A 19976-nucleotide genomic window follows, 5' to 3' on the forward strand; every position below is an offset into this window, starting at 1 on the left:
CCGGGAAGCCTTCCAGGCCGGGGGTGACCGAAGCAATTGATGAGTTGGGATTTCTTCCCGGGCTCGGCAAGGAGGAAAGCCGTATAATTTTTGCCGTTTTTTATAAGAAAACCTGAGCTTCACCAAACCGCTTCATAGTTTGAAAATCTTGCAAAAAGCACCGATTTTTGCGCTAATTAGTCAACCTGCAAGCTTTAGGATTCCGCCATATGGCGAATAATATCAGTGTCGCGCAAACCTTCGAACGGCGCGGGACCTGTGTCCCGTTCACGTCGGGGGATTCCCTGCGCCATACACGCGCCCGTCTTTATCAGCACGGAAATGACAGAATCCTCGAAGCGGTGATCCCGAGTTTCGGCGGTGGCCGGCGTGGCGAGTTGATGGTGGTGCCCTGGAAGGACCTACCTGATTTCGTTCAGATGTCAGACCGGGACAGGGAGCTGCACGAAGGTATTCCGGGAATTGTCGGCAAGAATGGCATCGACCCGTTGCAGGTGCGCGAGCTTCTTCACAAGGTGAATGCCGCCTATTCAGACGATCCGGAAGAGAGAGCCAGGGCGCGCGAGCAGGCCCAGCAGGATAGCGAGGACAAGGAAGTTGTCCGAATGTCCTGTATCGCCCAGTTGATGAAGGAATGCGGTATCGAACGGGGTGACCCGGTAATGGCGGGCGCTAATACCAAAACGCTGGTCGATCTGATGACCGCCGAAGAGTCACGGACGCATTTCGACCTTGAGATGCTGATCGACCGGGTTTTCCTGTTCGCCTCCCAGCGCAGCGGTGTGAGCATCGACAACGTGCGGGAATGGCTGGAACCACTGGTCGGCCTGATCACACCGTTCGGAACCGTGAAAGGCACTCAGGCAGACCGCACCAACGGCCACCTGTTCCTCGAACATGTCAACCTGATGGAATTCCGGAAATCCGTCGCCGCCTATATGGAGCAGAAGCCGGATGAATACGCTGCGGCAGCGGACGTTTTGCTCGAAGTCGTCGATCAGACCATCCGCTACGTAGATGAGCGGATCGTGACGCTGGATTCCCTTCTGGGAAGTTTTGCCAATGTTTTCTCCCAGCAGGACACGAATGTTTCCTACCTCATCAAGCTGCGCCGCGATGTGGCCTTTGCGCTTGATGGCTGGAATGACCTGATCGAGTACTGGACAGAGGCCGATGCACTGGACTGCAAAAAGCCGGACTGTGTTGAAAACCGTGACCGGGCCGTTGCGTATGTCATGAATTTCCTGCCGATCATTCCGCATCGGGAACTTCATCCGGAAGACGGTTTCGACAGTCAGGCGAGTATCGAACGCGCCCGCGTGAAGATTGTCGCGGCTATGCATTCCTGGTCGACCGAGGAGTTGGACAATGAGCTGGCGCGCCGGGTCGAGAGAGGCCAGAAGAAACATGCCGATGAAGAGGCGGGTCGGCTGATTTCCTGAACCTGAATGCGGGCTTCAGCGGCGTTTCGACTCAACGCCGCCCCGATTGGGGAAACACGACCAGCGCAACACCGATCGCCGTCACCAGAATGCCGATTCCGGCAACAGGCGTTATTTCCTCCCCGAATGCGATATATGCCATGACGGCTGCCGTCGGCGGCACAAGATAGAACAGGCTTGCCACCTTCGTGGCCTGGCCATGTTTGATCAGCGTCATGAGCAGCGAATAGGCCCCGAGCGAGACAACGAGAGAGAGCCAGAGATAGGCGCCGATGAAGGCGGGTGCCGGAACCAGAACCATGCTTTCGAACAGCGCCGCACCGGTGAGGGTCACGATAAAAGCGGTCGCGCACTGAATGGCGCTGCCGGTGATCAGGTTCATGTCGGTCGCATAGCGTTTCTGATAGAGCGTCCCGATGCTGATCGAGGCAAGGGCCAGAATCGAGAGTCCGATGCCGGTCATGCTGACGCCGTCGACACTCATCCGGTCAGACAGCACCAGTGCCATACCGGCGAAACCGACAAAACAGCCCGACCACTGCGGGCGTGTCGGCGGCTCGCCAAGAAAAAGGCCTGACGCAATGGCGGTCAGGACCGGCTGAAGCCCGGTGACGAGAGCGACCAGTGCGGACGGCATGCCGCCGTGTATGGCGGTGAAGATGCTTGAGAGATAAATTGCGTGCAGGAAGAAGCCGACCACGGCGATATCGAAGACGCCGCGCACGCTCTTCGGCCAGCGGGCGCCGGTAATCAGGGCAATGGCAACAAAGATTGCCGTGACGAGGCCGAACCGGCTCGCCATGAAGGTGAGTGGCTCCACATGCGACAGGCCGAATTTCGCGGCGATGAATGCCGAACTCCAGAGCACGACAAAGATCACCGGGGCGGCGACCTGTACGAGTTTGTTCATTCAAGAAAGTCCGGATGGGTTTCCAGATAGCTGTCAGCAAGCCGCGTCCATGGGAGAGCGTAGCCGTATTGGGTCTGATTGGCAGAGATTGATGATGGGTCGACTGGTTCGCCACCTGCTTCGAGCAAGGCGTGATAGTCGCCACCGATTTCCAGAAACCGTGCCGTAGCTGCCTGATCTTCGACATGCTCACCGGCGAGCGTCCGGTGCATTTCGTCAACCGCTGCGCGGATTTCCTCCGCAGTGTTGTCTTCAATTGAAAACCCGCATTCGCCAAGGGCTTCGGCGGTTGCGGGGCGAGCAGCTACATGAGCTTCGAGCAAATCCCGGTAGCTGGCCACGCGACCATTATCGGTCTTCCGGTATGTCTTGAAGAGCAGCCTGTCGCGCTCGTTCATCCACATGCCGCATTGCAGGACGCCGTTCACCTGGAGCTGCGGCACTCCGAGTATCCGGAAGATGGCTTCCGGGCCAGACGAACAGGTAATGCCAAAATGGGCGCGGGCGATGAACCCCGGATCAAGCAGGGTCGAATATTCGGGGATCCTGCAGACCTCATGATAGTGCGGGTGCTCCAACGTCAACGGGATTGAATCACGGACGCCGATGCGCAGGATCCGGTATCCGTTTTCTAAGAGTTGCTCCACGGCCGGCTTATAGGTTTCGATATTGGCCGCGCGAAAGGCGTGCACTTTCAAGTCGGGCAGAAAATTCAGATCGCGGACATTAAGGACGACGATCCGGTCGGAAGGCGAGATGCCAAGCGATGTCAGGAAATCATTTGTTGCGGTCGTCACGTCTTGGCTCACTGGGAAGTGACGCGGGCGCCGCCCGGGGGTGTTCAAGACTTTGATATAGTCGTCGAGCAGTCCAGTGGTTCCGCGTTGATGCCATGTAAGCTTGCCAGCCCGCGTAATGCTGGCCCCTATGTGCCCCATTAGCAGCAAGTCGCCGTCCGTTGTCTCCGCGAGTTTGAAGATGTTCTCGAGGATTGATCTGAGGCCGAGGCTATGCTGGGCGATGGAGCGGTTCGGAATCAGGAGCACCAATCTGGCATGCTCTTCCCCATAAAGTTCCCAGAAAGCGTGCGGCTCCATTGCAAAGTGCCCGATGCGCCATGCGAGCGGCAGGATGTGGAGGGCTGTTCGCCCTTCCTGCGCAAGATAGGGGGCGAGGCTTTGGATCAGCCGGGTGACGCGCTCGGGGGCAAAAACGTTCTTGAGTTCTTCTTCGCTGAGGCGATAGGGACCGGCGGAATCTGACATTGCTCAGCGCTCATAATAAAATGGAGTGGAGCGTGTGAATCCACTCGCACCCGTTATGTAAATGCTCATGCGTCTGACTTACTTTCCAAAACCTGATCCCGATCCGGATTAACGCAGCCCCGCGCGCGGGGCAAACGCAAAAGGCAAACAGATAATCCAAACATGCGATTATTGCGAGTGACTGCGATAGTCCGGGATAGTGATTAAGTTGAGCGTTAGGGGATGATTTGCCGAATTCCGGAGCGCTGATCCTAGTCACAGTATCTATTCGAGAAATTCCGGATGGAAACTTACATAACTATCTGCAAGTTGTGTCCAAGGAAGAGCGTAGCCGTATTGGGTTTGGCGGCGAGCAACGGATCTGCGATCAGCCGGATGGCCGGTGTTTCCGAGGAAGGCCTGGTAATCGGCACCAATTTTCAGAAAACGCTGATTGGCGGTTTCGTCGGGACGGTGTTCATTGGAAAGTGAGGCGTCCATCTCGATCACAGCCTCCAGGATTTCTTCGGCGGTGTTGTCCTTCACCGTAAACCCGCATCTCGCAACATTTTCTACATCGGAAAAGAGAGCTACGCCTTGCATCAACAGAGAGTGAAGTTTCGCCGGTTTGCCATCATTGATCGCATGATAGGTCTTGAAAACCAGCTTGTCTTGAGGATTCATCCACATGCCTGATTGCAAGACACCATTTGCCATGAGTTGTGGCACGCCAAGGATGCGAAATATCGCTTCCGGGCCGGATGAGCAGGAGATTCCGAAGTGCGCGCGCGCGATCAGGCCGGGATCCAGCAAGTCCGTATAGTCCGGCTCCTTCCAGATATCGAGATAGCGGGGATGGGCGAACGGTGCATCGACCGAACCGGCCAGGCCGGTGCGCAGGACCCAATATCCCTGATCCAGCAGATACCGTACCGCTGGCTCGTAAGTTGTAATATCTGCGGTGCGATAGAAATGTGCGTCCTGGTCAGGCAGGAAATTACGGTCGCGGACATTGAGGACGACAATTCGGTCGCGCTCTCCTATTCCACGCCGTTCACAGAATTCTTGCGCAGCGAATGACACTTTTTCCGGGATGGGGAAATGGCGCGGCTGCCGACCGGCATTATTGAGGAGTTTAATGTAATCGTCGAGCAGCCCGGCGGGACCGCGCTGGTACCAGGTTAGAGGGCCGACACTGAGAGTTCCTGCATCCATGTGGCCCATGAGCATGGTTTGTCTGTTGGTCGTCTCGGCGATTGTAACAAAGGGCTCGATTACGGCACGTACGCCCGCGCTGTGGTAGGCACGCGTTGCCGGGGGGATGACAATGATCTGCTGGTCGTGACTTTCTCTGAACAGCTCCCAGAGTGCATGGGGCTCCATTGCGAGATGTCCGATGCGCCACGCCAGCGGCATGATGTGAGCGACGGATGCTGTTCCTGACGACAGGTAACCTGAGATCTCGCGGACAAACGCGGTGACGTGCTCGGGTGCGAGGATGTTCGAGAGTTCGTCGCGCCGGCTCGGCTTTTGCTCATCCGCCATCTGCGGGCCTCTATCTCAGCAGAGGTTCCAGCGTCGCGCGCTGGACCTCCAGCCATTCGAAGATATTGTCGAGAAGATCGTCCAGCGTTCGCTTTGGTCGCCAGTCGAACGTGCGTGAGACCTTGCGGGAGTCTGTCACGAACCAGGGTATGTCCGCCGGGTTTGTGTCGGGATTGCACGCGATCCCGAGGGAGCGTCCGGATCGCGTGGAGCAGGCGTCCGTCAGCTCTTTGAGCGAGGTTGCATTGTTCGCCCCGCCACCGGCATTCCAGACGCCTGTCGTTGCCTCCTCTGCTTTGGTGAGCTGAAGGGCAATCAGGTCATACAAATCGTCCACATGCAGCACGTCACGGACCTGGTGTCCGTGACCGCCGAAACCGTTGTAGGACAAAGTGCCGCCATAGAGATGGCGGGCCGCCCAGAGGCTCATGAAGCCCTGGTCTACCTTGCCCATTTGCCATGGCCCCGCGAGAACGCCGCAGCGGTTGATGATGGCTTTCAATCCGAAAGCGGCCCGGTATTCCTCAATGAAATGTTCCGAGCTCAGTTTTGTCGTGCCGTAGAGGGAACGGTGACCAGTGAGGGGAAAGTCCTCGGCGATGCCATATTCTGACCATCCGGGCCCTGCGGCACCTGACGGCAGGACGAGCCGGTTGCATCTCGTTTCGAGTGGAAGCGCGCGCAACAGGTCGATCGGGTAGACGCGGCTGGTAGAGAGAAACACGAAGGTCGCATCGTGTGTCCTTGCGGCCTCCAGGCAGTTCAGTGTGCCACGAAGATTTGTGTCGATCAGATAGGCCGGGTTTCCGCCGTATCCGGCCTGGACCGAGGGCTCTGCAGAGCACTCGATCAGCAGGTCCATGGGGCCAAGAGCTGCGATGTCGCTCGGGTCGCGGATATCGGCATGCTCGAACTGGACACCTGCCTCGCGCAGCCGCAGCAGGTTCAGCTCGCTGCCGCGGCGTTTCAGATTATCGGCGGCAATCACCTCGGCGCCTGGATTGTCGCGTTTGAAGGCAAGAGAGAGGTTGGAGCCGACGAAGCCGGCCCCTCCGGTTACGAGAATGCGCATGTGTCTGACTTACGGTTCAAAGCCTGTCCTGATCCGGCTTAACGCAGCCCCGGGCGCGGGGCAAATGCAAATCGGAACAATTCATTCTCAGAATGCAATTGTATCCCACGATACGGAAATCTAAGATGCCGGAAATCGGCGATCCAACGGACCGGTGTAGGGAACTAAATTGTATACAAAAAAGACAGGGAAGATACCGAGTTCATGAACGCAATACCGAAGCGATCAGATTCCGAAAGATCTGGCCAAATCCAGTCCGTGGCGCGCGCCATTAGCGTTTTGAATGCGCTGGCTGCCGACGAAGACGGCATGACCCTCACCCAGATTGCCCATACCGTGACTTTACCACCGTCGACGGTGCACCGGCTGCTGACAACCTTGCAGCAGGAACGCTATGTCCGGTTCGATACCGAGCGTGGCGCCTGGCAGATAGGCGTCCAGTGTTTCGCCGTTGGGAATGCCTTCCTGCGCACGCGCGATCTGGTGGCGATTACCCGACCCTATATGCGGCGCCTGATGGAGGAAAGCGGGGAGACGGTGAACCTGGCTGTCCGCGACCACGATGAAATGGTCTATCTCGCCCAGGTCGAATGTCGGGAAATGATGCGGGCATTCGCCAAACCCGGCGCGCGGGTACCGATCGCCGGCTCGGCTGTGGGCAAGACTCTGCTGGCGCGGATGAAAACGGAAGATGTTTCAAAGTTGCTGACGCGGGTCGGCTCGGAACACAAGACCCGCCGTACCATCGATGCGTTGCCGCGCATGGAGCAGGAACTGGCGAAAGTCCGTGAGGTCGAATACGCCGTCGATAACGAGGAACATTCGGTGGGATTGCGCTGTGTCGCCTCGGCCGTCTTCGGTCATCACAGCGAGCCGCTTGCCGCTATCTCCATTTCCGGGCCGACGGCGCGGATCACGGATGAGCGGATCGACAAGCTCGGCAAGATCGTCTGCTCTGTTGCACGGGAAGCAACGACGGCGCTTGGCGGAATCTGGCCGGACACAAAGGCGTAAAGCCAAAGCCCGGCTTCCTATAAGCCTTGCCGCTGCGCCTCAGTCGTACTCTTCGGCGTAGAATTGCTGATCCATGGAGAGTGCCGGCTGGGCGCAGCCGGCACTGCCGACGACTTTCGCCGGAACGCCGGCGACAGTCGTGTTCTTGTCGACGCTCTTGAGCACGACAGAGCCTGCGCCGACGCGGGAGCATTCGCCGACCTCGATATTGCCAAGCACGGTTGCCCCGGCGCCAATCATGGTGCCGCGCCGGATCTTCGGATGCCGGTCGCCGGTTTCCTTGCCTGTGCCGCCCAGCGTCACTCCGTGCAGCAGGGAGACGCCATCTTCGACAATTGCGGTTTCGCCGATCACGACGCCGGTGCCGTGATCGACCATGATGCCTTTGCCAATGCGGGCAGCAGGGTGAATGTCGACACCGAAAACGCTGTTGATCCGGCTTTGGAAGTATTTCGCCAGGAACGTCCGGTCATGGCCCCAGAGCCAATGACCGATCCGGTAGGCCTGGAGGGCATGGAAGCCCTTGAAATAGAGGAACGGCTCAAGATAGCTGGTGCAGGCCGGATCGCGGTCATAGGTGGCGGAAAGATCCGCTCGGGCGGATTCTCCGATGGTGGCGTCGGACAGCATCGCGTTGTGCACGACCTGATAGACCGAGAGATCACTCATCTCTGTGCCGCCAAGCTTCTGGGAAATCAGATAGGCCAGCGCATCCTCGAAGGTGCGCTGGTCCATAACGCTGGCGTGCATCCAGCTTGCCAGAGCGGATTCCTGTTCCGCCCATTGGGCCGCATCGGTGAGCATAGAGCTCCAGACCGGGTCGACTACCGCCTTCGGCTTCGGGTTGGCGTCTACCATGCTGTTTCTCCCCGCCGTCTCGCCGGCGTCCGTGGCAACCGCCGCCCGTCCGGGGCGGCGGTGTTGTTCAGGATAGGTAGGTATCCCAAATGCGGAAGCAATATCCAGTTTAACGCAAGGATATCATGCTAAAACCGCAAGATAGAGGGAAAACCCATATGCCGCGGCGAGTGAGCCAAGCAGCCCGAGCGCCAGATACCAGGTGAAGACACCGCCGCGCACCAGGGCAAAGACTGCCATCGAGGCCGGAATGCTGGTGATGCCGCCGGCAATCATGAAGCCGAGACCGGCGGCGGGCGTCATACCGAGATCCATCAGCCCGCCGACCAGCGGAATGGCCGCATAGCCGTTCAGGTAGCTCGGTACGCCGACAAGGATCGCTGCCGGAATCGTCCACCATTCGTCACCGCCGAGATATGTTGCCACCTGTTCCGCCGGAACATAGGCCACCATCAGGCTTTCCAGGGTGAAGGCAAGGGTCAGCCATTTCAGCAGGAAAAACCCGGACCGCTTGGCTTCACCGGTGAAGGCTGCCCGGCGCTCCTGGTCTTTCCAGAAACCCCAGACGATTTTGTCTGTCTTCAGAGCGTTGGAGCTACCGCAGCCGCAGGATTTTGCGAGATCGGGGCGCAGGGCGTCCCTGAAGGCGCCACCCTTGACCAGCAGGTGCGTGCCAAAGCCGGCAATTGCACCAATGCTGAAGGCGGCGGCAAGTTTCGCAAAAGTGAACTCCAGGCCCACCACCGGAGTCATCAGGATGAACATTTCCGGGTCCATCAGCGGTGATGCAAGCCAGAAGGCCATGACCGGCGCCAGCGGCACGCCAGCGACCAGCAGTCCTGCAATGATCGGCACGACCCCGCAGGAGCAGAAGGGCGATAGAGAGCCGAAAAGGGCAGCCAGCAGGATGGCCTGTGTGGCATTCCCGGAGAAGGCGCGTCCGATCTGATGGTCAAGCCCGCTTGCCCGAGCAAAGGCCGCGACAACGACGGAAAGGATTATGAAGGGGCCGACATGCAGAAGAGCATCTAGTGTGAAGACCGCACTTTCCCCGATCTGCTGGGGAACAAGGAGGGCGAGGGCGGCAAATAAAAGAGCGGTTGCGATCCAGACCCGGTCGATCCGCCCGAAGCGAAGCGAGAGGGTGCGTGTCAGGTCTGCTGTTGTCATGATTTTATCCGATCCTTCCGGAATCATCGAACTATACGGTCAAAAAAACTCACGCGTCCTGCGTCTCGTCTGTCTGCACAACGTCCAGACCGCTGCAGCACTCGGCGCAGAGATACGCAACCAGGGCATCGGCCAGCTCGAAATTTGCCGTGCAGCGAAGCACCCGGCCTTCTCGCTCCTGCCGTGCCAGACCGGCCCAGACGAGATGCGAGATATGATGAGAGAGCGTGGATTTCGGGATATTCAGATGCCTTTGAATATCGCCAACCGTCACCCCCTCCGGCCCCGCCTTGATGAGAAGGCGAAAGGCTTCGAGGCGATGCGGGTTGCCAAGTTCCGACAGGCATTTTGAGGCGGTTTCTATGTCCATGCTGCAAAGGTAAGTGTCGAAATCGGATCGGTCAACGATAATTCTAGATTTATCGAACTATTGTGATCTGGCGCTGTCATAGAGCTTTCATGGATCATCGTCTTGCCGATGCCCGAAAGCAGGCCGACAATGCGGCCGTTAATTCGCTGACTTTATGTGAGGGTTCCATGGCGCGGCCGCGTTTTCTGTTTGTCCTTTTCGACGGTTTGCGTCGCGACATGGTGCGGCCGGATACCGCCCCGAACATTCATGGCTTCCGCCAGTCCTGGACTGACTTCCCAAACAGCGCGTCCGTTTTCCCGGTGGAGACGCGGGTGCAGGTTTCCAGCTTTGTCACCGGTTCCTTTCCGGGCCACGCTGCTCAGCACAGTCTCGGGGATAGTGCGCGTCCGGGTCACGGCATCATGGGGAATTCTTTCTATGATCCCGCGCTCGGTTTCGATGGCCCGATGGACACGTCGGACGATGCCAAGATGGCCGAGGCAGCCCGCCGTTATGGCCGGTTGCAAGGCGCGCACAACACAGGCGAGATCCTGCATGAGGCCGGGCTGAAATACGGGGTCGTGACCACGGGCAAGATCGGCAATGCCCGGTTGCTCAATCTTAATGCGGCGGAGCATGGCCAGCCGGTCTTCTCGATCTGGGGTGCCGATATCTCCAGCCCAGCCGCTGATTTCAACGGTGTGATCGAGCGGCATGGACCGGTGCCGGAACAGCAGTTTCCGAATGTCGCCGTGCAGGATTACGCGGCCACCGTGCTGCTTGAGGAATTCATCCCGAAGCACGATGCGGACGTCCAGGTGATCTGGTTCAACGAGCCGGACCTGAGTTTCCACTACAAGGAAATCGGCTCGGCGGACTCTCTTGCAGCGGTCAAGGCGGTGGACGATGCGTTCCGGCGTATCCTCGACTGGTGGGAAGAAAAGGGCCGGGAAGAGGGGTGGCAGATCATTGCCGCGTCCGACCACGGCCAGATTACAGCAACGCGCCAGATCAACGTTGCGGAGGAGCTGACCAAGGCGGGCTTCCGTGTCGGTAAAGCGATTGGCCCCGACGTGGATGTCGTGGTGAAGCGCAGCTATGCGGGTGGCATCAGCATTCGGGATCGTGATCAGGCCATGACCGAGAAGGTGTTCCACTGGCTTATCGAGCAGGACTGGTGCGGTCTGGTATTCAGCCGGGACGATCTGAAGGGCGCATTGCCGATGAGTGCCATCAATGTGTCCAGCGAACGCGCCCCGGACCTCTATATGGTACTGCGCACTTCAGACGGGGCGAACGCACATGGATATCCGGGACTCTGCTTTGCGGATAACAGCGATATTCCGCCGGGCGGCGGCATCCACGGCGGACTGCATCAGCATGAAATCAATAATTTGCTGACCGCTGGCGGCGATCTGTTCCGTCAGGACCACATCGTCGAGACGCCGACCGGTCTGGTCGACATCCTGCCGACCATGCTTGCCGCGCTTGACGTCGAGGCGCCGGAAAGCACGACCGGACGAGTGCTTGCCGAGGCTTTCCGGATCGAAGCGCCGGCGCCGTTCTGGAAGGAGATGCTGATCAGGGCGGAGCGTGGCGACTATGCCCAGGAGCTCCGCGTCGCCCAGATAGAAGGCGTTCCGAACCATTATCTGCGGGGCGGCCGACGCACCGCCTGACATCAGGCGGTTGCAGGGCGCTGCCTGATCATCCGGCGCATCAGCAGCTCAAACCGGAAGATCAGGGCGAAGCAGGCGGCGGTCAGGCCGACTGCCAATCCCATCCAGACCCCGGCGCCTTGCAGCCCGTAAGTGAAGGCGAGATAGGCGCCGGCCGAAAAGCCGAGGACCCAATAGCCGAGAAAAGCCAGTATTGCCGGGATCGTGGTGTCTTTCAGGCCACGCAGATTACCGGCGCCGACAGCCTGCCCCGCATCGACGAGCTGGAAGATCGCCGCAATTCTGATGAATTCGACCGCCAGGGCAATCGGGATTGCGTTCTCCGGGTCTTCCTGCCTGAGATAGAGTCCGACCAAAGGTTCGGTGGCGAGCCAGAAGGTCAGCGCGGTCAGGGCTGCTATCCCGATACCGACGAAAGTGGAAACCCGGCCAGCCAGAAGTGCACCTTTAAGGCGGTCCCGGCCCATTGCAAGACCGACGCGAATGGTGGCTGCCTGGCTGACGCCAAGCGGGATCATGAAGGCGACCGAGGTACATTGGATGGCCACGGCATGCGCTGCGAGCTGATCCGGCCCGAACAGCCCGACCATGAAGGCGCTGGCAGCGAACAGGCCGGCCTCCGCAAGAACTGTCAGGCCGATCGGAATGCCGATTTTCATGATTTCCAGATAACGGACCCAGTCAGGCCGCCAGAATCTGCCGAACAGGTTGTAGCGGCGGAACTTCCGGTCGGTCACGACGAACAGGGTCTGGGCCAGCAGCATGAAGCACTGAACAAGCAGTGTCGCCAGTGCGGCGCCTTCAAGACCGAGAGCTGGCGCTCCGAAGTTGCCGAATATCAGCGCGTAGTCCGCCACCGCATTCACACCGATGGCGAGAATGAGAATGATCAAGGAGGAGCGTGGCCGGGAATGGGCGGTAACCAGATTGCGGAGCACCGTGAAGCACATCAGCGGCAGCAGTCCCCACATCGCCAGACGGACATAGTCGGCGGCAGAGGCGGCCAGCCATGGATCCTGCCCCATCAGCAGCATCAGGGCCTCGCCATTCCAGAGGAAGACGAGACAGGGGAGGCAGAGCGAGATCGCGACCCAGAACCCTTGTCGCAAGGTTCGGCGCACACCGCGTAGTCTGATTGCGCCGATCTCGTGACTGAACATGGCTGCGGTCGCAGCCAGCAATCCGATGCCGAAAAAGGTCAGCGGGAAGATCAGCGAAGTGGCGAGGGTTGCCGCCGCCAGCTCGTCCGGACCCAGCCAGCCGATCATGATCACGTCGACCGTGGTCAGGGCAATTGTGGCGAGCTGGGTCAGCACCAGAGGCCAGGAAAGCCTGAGGGTGGCTGCCAATTCACGGCGCCAGGTAATGGGGGCAGATCGGGAGTGAAGAACGGACATCAAACAGCTCAGGCTCAAAAGGATACGAAAAGGGGAGACGTCGCGGGCCGGTGGGCCAGTTACGCGGTCATTCGTTCCGTTAGAGCCTGCAGGTTCGTTTCCATAAGGTGTCTTTAGACCTCATGAGCGGAGGGGTCAAGGCGAACCCTCCCGGGTTCGCCAAGCGCCACTATTTGTTGAGAAAATTCAGCGGTAACCCTGCTCGCGGCCAATCCACCGCAGCCAGCTGTCCGGCCCATGAGAGCGTCAGGAAGGCGGTTTTCAGGTCGGCCCCGCCAAAGCAGATGTTGGTTGTATAGGGATCGCCGGTCTCGAAGAATTCGACCGTACTGCCATCCGGATGGGCGACCGTGACGCCGCCGGTCATCAGGGTGGCGACACAGATATTGCCGTTCTCCTCGAGCGCGAGTGAGTCGAAGCGCCTCCAGCCGCCATCGGCATTCACCAGCTTGCCTCCGTTCAGGGACGGAGGAAAACCGATCTTGGAAACCTCACCCTCTCCGGTAATCGGGTAAGCGAACAGCCGGGCACCCTCCGTCTCCGCGACATAAAGTGTTTTCTCGTCGGGGCTGAGGCCGATCCCGTTCGGAGTCATGATAGGCTGGATGACTTCCTTGATCATGCTGCCGTCGGTCTTCGCGTAATAGACTGCACCGCGATCCATATCGCGCTCGCGGACCTTGCCGAGGTCGGTGAACCAGAATCCACCATTGCGGTCGAAAACGATGTCGTTCGGGCCTTTGAGCTTGCGGCCGTTGCAGCTGTCGTAGAGCCGTTCGATCTTGCCGGTATTCAGGTCGATCCGCTCGATCCGGCCGGTCTTGTAGTCGGCAGCCTGTCCGATCGATCGCATGTTGCCGGGCTGAGGGCCTCGCTCGAATGCGAAACCGCCATTGTTGCAGACATAGCAGTGCCCATCCGGGCCGATGGCCGCGCCGTTCGGGCCGCCTCCGGTTTCCGCGATGATCTCTTTCTTGCCGTCCGGAAAGACGCGGGTCAGCGTGCCGCGCCCGATCTCGACAAGGACGACGGAGCCGTCGGGCATCGCGATCGGTCCTTCGGGAAACATGAGCCCGTCAGTGATGATCCTGATCTTTGACACTTGTACTTCCTTCCCCAACATTTGTTATGGTTTTAGGGAAGTATCGGCCAGCGCCGACGGACCGTGCAATCAGGCAAATTCAATCCTTCCGATAGGAACCACCTCATGACACTGGAAACTGCGCTCGCGTTCGCGCTTGGTATGGTCATCCTGATGCTGACGCCCGGGCCCTCCATGCTGACAACCATCGCCAAGTCTCTCGCCACCGGGTTCTGGACCGGTTTTCAGTACAATATCGGCGTCTGCATAGGCGATCTGATCTTCCTGATGCTGGCCATATTCGGGCTGCAGATCATTGCCGAATTGCTTGGTGAGATATTCATTGTGGTGAAGTTCGTCGGGGCGGCTTATCTGCTCTGGCTTGGCACCAAATTGTGGCTCGCCAAGCCGGAACCTCTGGACGCCCGACCGCAGGCATCGAAAGGCCTGTTCCGGGAGATCATGGCCGGTGTCCTGATCACTCTCGGAAATCCGAAAGTCATCCTGTTCTACGGGGCTTTTCTGCCCACCTTCGTCGATCTTGAAACGCTGAGGGCGCCTGATATCACCATTCTCGCCGTGATCGTTGTCGCTGCTATATTGGTGGTGAACAATTTCTACGGATTGATGGCCGCCAAGGCTCGGAAGGTCTTCCGGTCAGACCGGGCCGTGAAGGTGCTGAACAGAAGCGCTGGAAGCGCGATGATTGGGGCTGGGGTTTACATCGCCACCCGTTGAGGGATCGATCTCCGGAGTTTCCGTTACCCGAGACGGCGGCAGGAGAAGCGAAACGGCCGAGCCACCGGTCGACGGGTTGGTGATTTCAAGCGTGCCGCCGTGCATTTCAGCCAGCATCTTGCAGATTGGCAAGCTGAGCCCTGTGCCATGGAAGCGGCGTTCGTCAATCTCTCTGGAGACAGCAAGGGGAATGAGCAGGCGCTCTATCTCCGCCTCGGGAATCGACTTGCCGGTATCGTGCACGGTGAAGGATGCCGTACCGCCCGGGGAAACGACGAAGGTAAGCTCTACCTTCCCGTCGTCGGGCGTGTGACGCAGCGCGTTTTCCAGGAGTTTTCCGAGCAGCGTGCCGATAAGTTCCGCATCGACATTCAGGGCATAGCCGGGCGTCGGTGGGTTGACGGTCAGGCGCACGCCCTTGTTGCGTGACAGGGAAGAGGCGGTGTTTTCCGCGCGCCGCAACAACATCTCTACTTTCACCGGGGCGAAGACTGGCTCGACCTCACCGCCTTCAAGCCGTGTAAGATCCAGAACATTCTCGATCAGGTACAGTAGGTGCCGCGCTGCCTGATTGATGTTGCCGGCATAACTGAGATAACGGTGGATCGTGTCGGGTCCGAACCGCTGGCTGCTGACAATCTCGGAAAACCCGACGATTGAATTCAGCGGTGTCCGGAGTTCGTCGATCACGCGCCCGACGAAATCGGATTTGGACTGGTGCGCACGTTCGGCTTTCACACGCAAACGGGTCAGATCGCTTTCCGTTTTCGTTTGACGCAGCTGCAGGGCGTTATAGGCGGACACGACCTGGCCGATCTGGTCCTCGCTGTCCCAGTCGATCGGGATGCGCGCGCCGCTTTCGCGCTGGATGCGGATAGCCGTCAGCATCTTGTCCAGCGGCTGGCTCACCGTTGTTCGCAAGACCAGGTGGGCGGCGACGGAGGCGGCAGCGAGCAAGGCAATGCCTAGCAGAGCGATGCAGAACAGAGTGTATGTCAGCCGCTCCACGGCGGGCTCTTTGCTCATGCTGATGACGAGTGTGCCGACCCTCTTAAAACTGTTGTCACCCATGTAATTGATGGCAACTGCGCGGGTGAGCGGGGCGTTTACATCAGGCATTGTGCCATATTTGTTGAGCGCGGCGCCGCTATTGTCGAGTACCGCAATCGTGGCGACATCCCGATCGGCAATGGTTTGTGCGACAAGAAGCCCGATGCGGTCATTCCGGCTTTCCGCCACGGCTTCGCCCATCAGCAGGGATTGCCGGGAGACCAGAGTATCGAGCTTGGATTCGAGACTGCTGATTGCTTCCCGGTAAGCGATTGTGCCGTATATGGAAATCAGGATCGTGAAAATCACCAGGATGATCGGCACAAAGCGCATCAGGTAGCGTGTGCTGATGGATGTCAGGCGAACGGGGTGCACGGTCCAGTCGGGATGTGAGTGCGGATTACTCATTGAGGGCCGCGGCCGGGATCGGCTTTATGACGGGCCAGGTTCGGTCGGCGATTGCGATGTTCTTGTTCAGCTCAGCTTTCCACAGAGTCTGCGTGGCCCTGTCCAGCTGCAGGTAGAGCTTGCCTTCGACAATCGCAAACACTTCCGGGTCTCCGTCGAATTTCTGGCCAACGGCAACGCCATAAGCGCAAAAGCCGCCATAGTGAGGCTCATAGAGCCTCGGCTCCCTGAGAAACTCGTCCCGGTTATTCTCATTGGCGAAATAGTAGGTAGCACCGCCGTGCTCAGCGCTAATACCGGATTTTCCCCGCTCCGCCCGGTTGTCGGAAAAATAGGACACGGGGTCGTAGCCGCGAAGCGCAAGGCCATTGCTGTCCAGGTTGAGGTCCGGAGAGGCACCAAATGCCTGTGCGCAACAGAAAAGGGCTGCGAAAACAAATGCAGCTATGAACGGCGCAACCCCGTTGTTTTGACGGGCTTTACTCTGGCTTCGGTACATCGTCGGTACTCGCGAATTATTGTCAGAATCACTATCCGGGAATTTCGTTACCAATTCCTAAACGCCCGTTCCATCTCCGGATTCCGGAACAGGATTGGTTCCGACACGATAGCTGGTTTGCACCGCCGAATTCGCTAGGATGCCGTCAAAATGCTAATTGGTCGTAAATGACCCTCAAAAGGAGCAAGAAAATGGCAAGGCCGACACGGGTGGAAATTACTGAGGTCGGGCCGCGGGACGGCCTTCAGGCGGAGCCGAAATTCGTTCCGACGGAACTGAAGATCAAACTGATCAACGATCTGGTCGATGCAGGCGTCAAACGCATGGAGTTTTCCTCCTTCGTCTCGCCGCGCGCCGTGCCGCAGCTGGCGGACGTTCTTGAGGTTCTGAACGGCGTCGACCGATCCAAGGGCGCAGTGCTTGCAGCTCTGGTGCCGAACGTTAAGGGCGCCATCCGCGCCGCCGAAGCCGGCGTCGACGAGATGATCGTCTTTGTCTCCGCTTCCGAGAGCCACAACAAGAAGAACGTGAACCGCACTGTCGATGAGTCACTGGCCGGTTTTGCTCAGGTGGCCAAGATCGCCGAGGAAGCGAAGATCCCGGTTTCGGCCGCGATTGCCACCTCCTTCGGTTGCCCGTTCGAGGGGAACATTCCGGCTGAACAGCTCGGTTATATAGCCAAGCATTTTGTTGATTTCGGCTTTCAGGGCGTTGCGCTCGGGGATACCACTGGCATGGCGACGCCGCCGCTGGTGACCCGCAATGTGCGCTACCTGAAAGAGCATGTGCCGAGCTTGCCGATCCATCTGCATTTCCACAACACGCGCGGTATCGGCCTGGTGAACGTGGTTGCCGGCCTCGATGAAGGCGTCACGCATTTCGACAGCTCATTCGGCGGCGCCGGCGGGTGCCCGTTCGCACCGAAGGCGACTGGGAACATCTGCACCGAGGATCTCGTTTATCTGATGCATGAAATGGGCATCGAGACGGGTATCGATCTTGGCAAATTGATGAAGATCGCCAGCATTGTGGAAGAAGCCCTCGGGCATCCGCTGCCTGGCCAGGTGATGAAAGCCGGGCCGCGGCTCGACTTGCATTCCATGGGGGACGTGCAGACGGCAGTGGGCTGATCTCATGCCGCTTTCTGACATCAAGGTCGTTGACCTGACGCGGATTCTCGCCGGGCCGTTCTGCACCCAGTTGCTGGCCGATATGGGAGCGGACGTCATCAAGATCGAGTCGCCTACAGGTGATCCGGTGCGTGAGCAGGGCGTGACCCGCGACGGCATGAGCTGGTATTTCGCCCAGTTCAACCGGAACAAAAAATCGGTAGTCCTCGATCTTTACACGGACGAGGGGAAGCAGACCCTCGCCCGGCTGATCGAGGGCGCGGACGTGCTGGTGGAAAACTACCGGCCGGGCGTGCTGGACAAGATGGGCTTCGATCAGGCGCGCCTTGCCGCGTTGAACCCCGATCTGGTTGTGACCAGCGTGAATGGCTACGGCTCAACCGGGCCTTATGTTGATCGTCCGTCCTTCGACTTCATCGCCCAGGCCATGAGCGGGTTCATGAGCGTGAACGGGGCGGACGGCGGCGATCCGATGCGTGCCGCGCCGCCGATGAGCGACCTTATCGCGGGCCTTTATGCCGCGTTCGGTACGCTTGCCGCGTTGCATGCCCGCAAGCGGATCGGCAAGGGGCAAAGGGTAGAATCCTCCCTTACCGGTGGCCTGATCAGCATGCTCGGGTATCTTTCGGCGGAGTATTTCGCCACAGGCGAAGTACCGAAGCGGACCGGAAACGACCATCCGATCGTCGCGCCTTACGGTTTGTTTACAGCGTCCGACGGCACAGTCGCCGTGGCGCCGTCGAACGATGCCTTCGTGGTGCGGTTCCTTGAATGTATCGGGCTCGGGCATCTGCTGGAGCAATCGGATTACGCGACGAACGAGCGCCGGGTGCGGAACCGGCCGTCCCTGAACGAGCATATCAACGCGCGGATGGCGGAACAGCCGGTGGATCATTGGATCGAGGCGATAAACAAGGCCGGCTGTCCGTGCGGCCGGGTGATGGATCTGCAGGAGGTGTTCAGCGACCCGCAGGTGCTTGCGCAGGATCTGGTTCTGGACGTGGCGCAGCCGGATGGTACGATCATCCGCATGACCGGGTTCCCGGTTAAACTCTCGGACACACCGGCACAGCTGCGCCATCCGGTCCCGTCACTTGGCGGCGATACGGAATCCGTGTTGGCTTCGTTGTCTCCGGCGGTCAAGAAAACAGGATAAACTGATATGAGTGATCGTAAGGGGCTGTTCAACACGTCCGCCTATGGCGGGCCGGGCTGGTCCGGACGGGACCGAACCCACCGCGAGGAGATTGGCGATCTCTGGGCGCCATCGGGTATCGATAGCGAATGGGCGCCCCTTAAAAGCGTGGTCATGCACCGTCCCGGTGCGGAGCTCGACATCTCCCACAACGATCCTGATGCCGTGCAGATGCTGGCGCCGGTGGATCTCGGTCTTGCCCGCGCCCAGCATGACGGGATTGCCGAGGCTTACCGGGCGCACGGTGTCGAGGTGCATTACGTCGACCCACCGGCAACGCCGACGCCGAACCAGATGTTCTGCGCCGACTTGTTCGTTATGACGCCTGAAGGCGCCATTCTGGCCCGTCCGGCCTCGACTGTCCGGGCCGGCGAGGAGCGACTGATCGCGCGCCGGCTGGCAGATATCGGCGTGCCGATCCAGAGTACCTTGCGTGGCAATGCCCTTTTCGAAGGCGCGGATGCGATGTGGCTCGATCCGGAAACGGTGATGGTCGGCATGGGGCAACGGACCAATGCCGAGGCCGTGGGACAGATTGATGATGTGCTGACCGGCATGGGCGTCGAGGTCATCCCGGTCGATATGCCGTTCGGTTGCATGCATTTCATGGGATTGCTGCGGATCGTCGACAAGGATCTGGCCGTTTGCTGGTGGCGCCGCACACCACACGCCACGGTGCGGGCGCTGGAGGAGCGTGGCTACGAGATCATCTGGTTGCCGGAAGGACCGGACCTTGAACTGAACCGGGCGATGAACATCGTCACCCTGGCGCCGCGCAAGGTCCTGATGTGCGCCGGATATGATTCCGTTCAGAAAGTCTATGAGGATGCCGGGGTCGAATGCGTGACCGTGGATTGCTCGGAGCTGGTGAAAGCCGCTGGCGCCATGGGCTGCCTCACGGGTGTGGTGCACCGGGAAGCTGTTAGCTGATCAGCCGCTAAGCAAAGGCTGGTTGCTCAGAAGTCGGTCACGCGACCTTTATGTTCCCAATCGCCATAGCGGGTCGGCTCGGGTCCATCATAGCCGCCGATTTCTTCCTGACCGGGCGTGCCTTTCGTCTCCGGCTTCAATTGAGGCGGGGTGACGAAGGTTTCGGCGTTGACCGGTTTTGGCGCCCTGTCGGGTGACGGTTTCGTGCCGCTGACGGTGACTTGCGTGAAGGTGCGTTTGGTCTCGCTCATAAACTATATAT

At 59.3% G+C, this 19976-nt stretch carries 19 protein-coding genes; 7 read left to right on the forward strand and 12 right to left on the reverse strand.

All coding sequences use genetic code 11. The features are described from left to right. The first annotated feature begins 209 nt into the window (after positions 1-209). A complete protein-coding gene (locus K328_RS0101085) occupies positions 210-1442 on the forward strand; it encodes a hypothetical protein (RefSeq protein ID WP_028464384.1) in 1233 nt (410 codons plus the stop codon). 31 nt (positions 1443-1473) lie between these two features. On the opposite strand, the gene K328_RS0101090 is transcribed toward K328_RS0101085, so the two are convergent. From K328_RS0101090 to K328_RS0101105, 4 genes are all read right to left on the reverse strand, one after another. Next, positions 1474-2352, reverse strand: coding sequence for a DMT family transporter (locus K328_RS0101090; RefSeq protein WP_028464385.1), 879 nt, complete (start codon positions 2350-2352; stop codon positions 1474-1476). Next, on the reverse strand, positions 2349-3617 hold the full coding sequence (locus K328_RS0101095; RefSeq protein ID WP_028464386.1) for a TIGR04372 family glycosyltransferase: 1269 nt from the start codon (positions 3615-3617) through the stop codon (positions 2349-2351). The genes K328_RS0101090 and K328_RS0101095 overlap by 4 nt, the downstream gene beginning before the upstream one ends. Before the next feature lie 264 nt (positions 3618-3881). Further along, entirely contained in the window at positions 3882-5141 is a 1260-nt protein-coding gene (locus K328_RS0101100; protein ID WP_028464387.1) for a TIGR04372 family glycosyltransferase, read from the reverse strand. A 10-nt stretch (positions 5142-5151) separates the two neighbouring features. Next, a complete protein-coding gene (locus K328_RS0101105; RefSeq protein WP_028464388.1) occupies positions 5152-6213 on the reverse strand; it encodes an NAD-dependent epimerase/dehydratase family protein in 1062 nt (353 codons plus the stop codon). Positions 6214-6471: 258 nt separating this feature from the next. On the opposite strand from K328_RS0101105, the gene K328_RS0101110 reads away from it, so the two are divergent. Next, positions 6472-7227 (forward strand): IclR family transcriptional regulator, encoded by a 756-nt coding sequence (locus K328_RS0101110; RefSeq protein WP_245577368.1) that lies wholly within the window; start codon positions 6472-6474, stop codon positions 7225-7227. A gap of 39 nt (positions 7228-7266) precedes the next feature. Here the strand turns inward: K328_RS0101110 and cysE are convergent, their stop codons facing one another. From cysE to K328_RS22005, 3 genes are all read right to left on the reverse strand, one after another. Beyond that, positions 7267-8085: a serine O-acetyltransferase gene (gene cysE / locus K328_RS0101115; protein ID WP_028464390.1), complete on the reverse strand. Its 819-nt coding sequence runs from the start codon at positions 8083-8085 to the stop codon at positions 7267-7269. A 123-nt stretch (positions 8086-8208) separates the two neighbouring features. After that, a complete protein-coding gene (locus K328_RS0101120; protein WP_036553328.1) occupies positions 8209-9255 on the reverse strand; it encodes a permease in 1047 nt (348 codons plus the stop codon). A gap of 49 nt (positions 9256-9304) precedes the next feature. After that, positions 9305-9625 carry an ArsR/SmtB family transcription factor gene (locus K328_RS22005; protein ID WP_036552997.1) on the reverse strand — a complete coding sequence of 107 codons (321 nt, stop codon included), beginning with the start codon at positions 9623-9625 and terminating at the stop codon, positions 9305-9307. A gap of 89 nt (positions 9626-9714) precedes the next feature. Between K328_RS22005 and K328_RS0101130 the strand changes: the two genes are divergently transcribed. Continuing rightward, positions 9715-11286, forward strand: a complete 1572-nt coding sequence (locus K328_RS0101130; RefSeq protein ID WP_084608035.1) for an alkaline phosphatase family protein — start codon at positions 9715-9717, stop codon at positions 11284-11286. 2 nt (positions 11287-11288) lie between these two features. On the opposite strand, the gene K328_RS0101135 is transcribed toward K328_RS0101130, so the two are convergent. Together K328_RS0101135 and K328_RS0101140 are read right to left on the reverse strand one after the other, a co-directional pair. Further along, positions 11289-12683 carry an MATE family efflux transporter gene (locus K328_RS0101135; protein ID WP_028464393.1) on the reverse strand — a complete coding sequence of 465 codons (1395 nt, stop codon included), beginning with the start codon at positions 12681-12683 and terminating at the stop codon, positions 11289-11291. Between the two features lie 169 nt (positions 12684-12852). After that, positions 12853-13785 carry an SMP-30/gluconolactonase/LRE family protein gene (locus tag K328_RS0101140; RefSeq protein WP_028464394.1) on the reverse strand — a complete coding sequence of 311 codons (933 nt, stop codon included), beginning with the start codon at positions 13783-13785 and terminating at the stop codon, positions 12853-12855. A gap of 105 nt (positions 13786-13890) precedes the next feature. On the opposite strand from K328_RS0101140, the gene K328_RS0101145 reads away from it, so the two are divergent. Next, on the forward strand, positions 13891-14502 hold the full coding sequence (locus tag K328_RS0101145; RefSeq protein ID WP_028464395.1) for a LysE family translocator: 612 nt from the start codon (positions 13891-13893) through the stop codon (positions 14500-14502). On the opposite strand, the gene K328_RS0101150 is transcribed toward K328_RS0101145, so the two are convergent. Together K328_RS0101150 and K328_RS0101155 are read right to left on the reverse strand one after the other, a co-directional pair. Next, positions 14422-15960 (reverse strand): sensor histidine kinase, encoded by a 1539-nt coding sequence (locus K328_RS0101150; protein WP_084608036.1) that lies wholly within the window; start codon positions 15958-15960, stop codon positions 14422-14424. The genes K328_RS0101145 and K328_RS0101150 overlap by 81 nt on opposite strands. Further along, positions 15953-16459 carry a YHS domain-containing (seleno)protein gene (locus K328_RS0101155; RefSeq protein ID WP_036552999.1) on the reverse strand — a complete coding sequence of 169 codons (507 nt, stop codon included), beginning with the start codon at positions 16457-16459 and terminating at the stop codon, positions 15953-15955. Before K328_RS0101155 ends, K328_RS0101150 begins: the two co-directional genes overlap by 8 nt. Positions 16460-16650: 191 nt before the next feature. Between K328_RS0101155 and K328_RS0101160 the strand changes: the two genes are divergently transcribed. From K328_RS0101160 to K328_RS0101170, 3 genes are read left to right on the forward strand one after another with little or no spacing between them, the layout of a single operon-like run. Then, a complete protein-coding gene (locus K328_RS0101160; protein ID WP_028464398.1) occupies positions 16651-17589 on the forward strand; it encodes a hydroxymethylglutaryl-CoA lyase in 939 nt (312 codons plus the stop codon). A 4-nt stretch (positions 17590-17593) separates the two neighbouring features. Beyond that, positions 17594-18745, forward strand: a complete 1152-nt coding sequence (locus K328_RS0101165; protein WP_028464399.1) for a CaiB/BaiF CoA transferase family protein — start codon at positions 17594-17596, stop codon at positions 18743-18745. Positions 18746-18751: 6 nt separating this feature from the next. Next, positions 18752-19714 carry a dimethylarginine dimethylaminohydrolase family protein gene (locus K328_RS0101170; RefSeq protein WP_028464400.1) on the forward strand — a complete coding sequence of 321 codons (963 nt, stop codon included), beginning with the start codon at positions 18752-18754 and terminating at the stop codon, positions 19712-19714. A gap of 26 nt (positions 19715-19740) precedes the next feature. Here K328_RS0101170 and K328_RS22010 read toward each other — a convergent pair whose 3' ends face one another. Further along, positions 19741-19965, reverse strand: coding sequence for a DUF1674 domain-containing protein (locus K328_RS22010; RefSeq protein ID WP_036553001.1), 225 nt, complete (start codon positions 19963-19965; stop codon positions 19741-19743). Positions 19966-19976 lie beyond the last annotated feature (11 nt).

This window comes from Nisaea denitrificans DSM 18348 (genome assembly GCF_000426505.1).
GTDB classification, from domain to species: domain Bacteria; phylum Pseudomonadota; class Alphaproteobacteria; order Thalassobaculales; family Thalassobaculaceae; genus Nisaea; species Nisaea denitrificans.